The sequence below is a fragment of the Gilliamella sp. wkB292 genome (assembly GCF_001690235.1).
Lineage (GTDB): Bacteria > Pseudomonadota > Gammaproteobacteria > Enterobacterales > Orbaceae > Gilliamella > Gilliamella apicola_F.
Map to the genome: position 1 here is coordinate 1 of NZ_LZGO01000050.1, position 3,649 is coordinate 3,649.

Sequence of the window (3,649 nt, forward strand, 5' to 3'; positions counted from 1 at the left end):
GTAATAGATAAACTTTATTCTAAGAAGCTTGATGGTATTATGTTGGCTCAAGTTGAAGGTAAAAATGATGCAAAAATTTCGCTCCATCTTACTGCGCCTTTGTATCCAAGAGAAGGGGATTTAAGGATTATTATGCGTTTTGGTGAACAGTTGGTTTTTTCAATTCATTTTACTATAACGTTATTGAATGAAATTTATATCGCGGGGGTACAAGGTCATACAAGTAATGAGATATTAAAGCAATTAACGAAAGACTTTTTTGGTTTTAGACCTAAGAATTTAATAATGGTTTTTATGATGGAAATTGCTAAATTTTTTAAAATCGAAAATATATACGCTGTCAAAAGTAAAGGGCATGTGAAGTTCGGTAAATTTGATTTCGATTATGATAAATTTTGGCAAGAATTAAATGGTGTCTCATATAATAAAGCTTGGTTTAAATTGCCTTGTAATCAGCCACAAAAATCGATTGAAGATGTTAAAAGTAATAAGCGAAGTGAATTCAAAAAAAGAGAATTAATTCGCGAAAGTATTAGTGAACAATGTCAAAAAAATCTTTTAGCAATTGTTAACCCTCAATAATACTTAAAGTATTATAGGTAATTTGTGTGAAAGTACTACCTGTTAGCAAAATGATAGAATGAATTGTTGATATATTGATAATTTATTCTATCAATAATTTATTTAGTTATATTGAAATTATTCGATCTATTTTTTTATTTTAATTTAGTTTAACATTTATTAAATCTAACACTTTACGTGTAATTTTATAAACGATAATAAGTTGATAGAGCCTTTTAAGTAATCGGGTTAGTTTAATCCGCTAACCCGATCTTTATTTATGCATGTTTAGCATAACGACTATAAGGTGATATAGGAATATTTACCGTTGGATCGGGAATAGCGCTAGGTACAATAGTTTCTGATACAGACTGTATTGCAGTAAAAGTGTGACCACAATATAGATTGGAGCATTGATAATATTGTTTTCGAGTTAAATTACTAATTTCTTCACTTGAACGGATAAAAGTTTTACTACGGCAGTGTGGACATTTCATATTTTGATACCTTTTATAATTAAGTTAAGCTTAATTTTATATTAAACTTAAATTAAGTCTAGCGTTTTTTTACTATTTAGGCTTTAATTTTCATTATAATAAATTTCGTCTTCAAGTTTGATTTCTAAATGTACCGCTGTTTTGAATCCTGCACTCCTTTTTAAAGTGTGAACGCATTGTATGATAGTCCAGTTGGTCGAGTCTATTTCTGTTTTGAATCCTTCAACGATAACCGGCATTTCAGTAAAAAGATCCGGTCTACCTTTAGCTAACTCGATGGTAAATTGAGCTGTACCTTGTTTTATTTTGTTTAATTCGCTTTCTGCTGCTTTTTGAGCACTTTTTTCATTAGCATAGACATATCGAATTATTTTGATTTTTTCTTTTTTACCATTTAATACAATTTGGCTTTTATCTATCTGACTTTTATAAATGATTTTATGTGGATTTTTAGTTGGGTTGGCATAATCATACCAATAGGTCTGAACACCTGTATAACCTGTTCGCTCAGAGGTAAAAAATCGATGTTTATCTCCCGACTCTCGCTTGATGATTGCTGGAGGTATGATTTTACCACCAACGGTAAGACCCTTTCCTTTTTTAAACACGAGCATTATATCGTTTTTTACGGTCACAACGCCACCGGCTTCATCTACCATTCGCGTAAGAAAAGAGATATCAGACTCTAGAGTTTGATCCATATGAAAAATTTGCGAGGCCCCAATATCTTTATCAAAACGATAAGCTAAATTGTTTCGTTTAGCTATGATAGCAATTAAATCGCCCAGCGTAATATTTTCATAACTTTGTTCTTTTTTTTCTTCTAACTCCTCGGTATTTTGTGCGCTTCGACCACGAATAGTCATTAGGTCAGGTGTGCCACTGTGTTCAACTTCATCTATCAAAAAAACGTTTTTGATGTTAGGCCCAATGATATTGTCATCTGAATCCTTATTAGTTGCTTGAATTTGACTCCATCCTAATGTAACAGCGAGTTTGGCTTTTCGCTTTGGTAATTTGAGTTTACCATCGGCATCATTGAGTTGCATTTCAATTGTATCTGATTCAAAACCTCGATTATCTGTAATTATCATCGATATAAGTCTTGCATCAAACAATGAAGTTAAATCTTCGCGTTGATCTGAATTACTTTGTTGATTATTATCTGGTAATAATTCAATTTTGAATTTAGGGGTTGCCATTTTATACCTATATGATTATATCTATTATGTCGCTGATTTTACTATCACCAAAAAAGTCAGAAATATCGACTTTTTTTAATACCATAGTAAAGTCAATTTTCAGAGGTGAACCATTTCGATTTAGCTCACTATGGGTTCGTTCTACACTGACGAGTACAAAAAAGCCTAGCGGTACACCAGTACCTTCAATCAGCGGCAATGGCGTTTTTAGATAAGCCATTCTTTCTAATAATTCAAGGCTTAGTCTACCATTGGTAATTTCAGTATAGATTGATCCCGATAAAGTAACTGTGTCATTATTTGGACCAGTATATTGAAGAGCAGGGCGTCTGTTCACTCTTTTATTAGCTACGTAATTCCAACTTTTATTTATTTTCATGGTCTGATAGGGTAAATTTTTTAGGCTAAAAACAAAAAAGCCATAACACATCATCATATTAATCGATATCCTTTAAGCTACTGCGAAATTGAAATAATATTTGTTGTTCTCGTCGATCAAGTTCTTCAGTGATTTTATCTGCAAGTTCTTGTTCATTCATGCCAGGGGCGGCATTTACAGTGATATAATATTGTGAAGCACTTCCTTGAATTAACTTGTTAGTCAAATTTGTAACTAGCGTTGAATGACTATTTACTAGATAATTTTCAATGTTGGTTTTCGTTAGATTAATTTTGTTAGCAAAATTGCCCAAGGAATAAAGTATTTCATCATTACCATGAACAATGGCTTGAAAATTATTTTTAATCGTTTTAAGGTTAACGTCGTAGAAAACCTTAAGGAAGTTATGATCAATCAATGTATCTTCAAATAAATTCAAGATTATTTTTCTATTATTCAATACCTTATTTTTAAAGCGATGGGTAAAATCCTTAACTATTCTTATAAAAAGCATTTGTAAATGGGGATTATCGGTTAATTCTAAATACAGTTTTTTTAGTGCATTGAAACGTTTTTGAGAAAAGATTTTGTAGGGTGTAAAACTTTTTTCAATAAGGTTAAATGTTATATGAGGAAAATAAAAAACTTTAATAAATGATTTTAGAGTCCTGATGATGACTGAACTGTTAGTTGAAATTAGATAATGTTGATTAGCACTAGCTATTGGTTTGAGCGTTTCTAAACTATTATTTAACCTCTTGTCTGTACTGGTTTGTTTAGTTGTGGCGAGCTTAGCAAAAAAATTATTATAGGTATGATTGAATATTTTATTCGATAAATTCTCATGACTAATTAACTTTGGATCGAACCTTTCACTTTTTTTGTTGCTAGATGATATTAAGTTTCTCATTAGACTAATAGCTGATTTAGTATATAAGAGATGATTTACCTTAAATAGCTTAAATGTTACTTTTAAATTTGGATATTTATCTATCCAAAAACTATGTTTA

General features: G+C 30.8%; 5 protein-coding genes. 1 reads left to right on the forward strand and 4 read right to left on the reverse strand.

Annotated features, from left to right (window positions below; translation table 11 throughout):
• Positions 1-582: DUF535 family protein (locus A9G09_RS05880; protein ID WP_141671535.1), on the forward strand; the 582-nt coding region annotated here is incomplete at its 5' end.
• Between the two features lie 257 nt (positions 583-839).
• Here the strand turns inward: A9G09_RS05880 and A9G09_RS05885 are convergent.
• The 4 genes from A9G09_RS05885 to A9G09_RS12875 all read right to left on the reverse strand — a co-directional run.
• Complete coding sequence (locus tag A9G09_RS05885) at positions 840-1,058, reverse strand: ogr/Delta-like zinc finger family protein (protein WP_065633969.1); 219 nt, start codon at positions 1,056-1,058, stop codon at positions 840-842.
• Between the two features lie 83 nt (positions 1,059-1,141).
• Positions 1,142-2,260: a contractile injection system protein, VgrG/Pvc8 family gene (locus tag A9G09_RS05890; RefSeq protein WP_081297494.1), complete on the reverse strand. Its 1,119-nt coding sequence runs from the start codon at positions 2,258-2,260 to the stop codon at positions 1,142-1,144.
• 7 nt (positions 2,261-2,267) lie between these two features.
• On the reverse strand, positions 2,268-2,696 hold the full coding sequence (locus tag A9G09_RS05895; RefSeq protein ID WP_065633970.1) for a phage tail protein: 429 nt from the start codon (positions 2,694-2,696) through the stop codon (positions 2,268-2,270).
• A 1-nt stretch (position 2,697) separates the two neighbouring features.
• Positions 2,698-3,649 (reverse strand): hypothetical protein (locus A9G09_RS12875; protein WP_218056853.1); only part of this gene is annotated, 952 nt, incomplete at its 5' end.

Bases quoted from the DNA above. Each gene is read 5' to 3' on its own strand.
- A9G09_RS05885 (WP_065633969.1), bottom strand. From the start codon at position 1,058: ATGAAATGTCCACACTGCCGTAGTAAAACTTTTATCCGTTCAAGTGAA.
- A9G09_RS05895 (WP_065633970.1), bottom strand. From the start codon at position 2,696: ATGATGATGTGTTATGGCTTTTTTGTTTTTAGCCTAAAAAATTTACCC.
- A9G09_RS05890 (WP_081297494.1), bottom strand. From the start codon at position 2,260: ATGGCAACCCCTAAATTCAAAATTGAATTATTACCAGATAATAATCAA.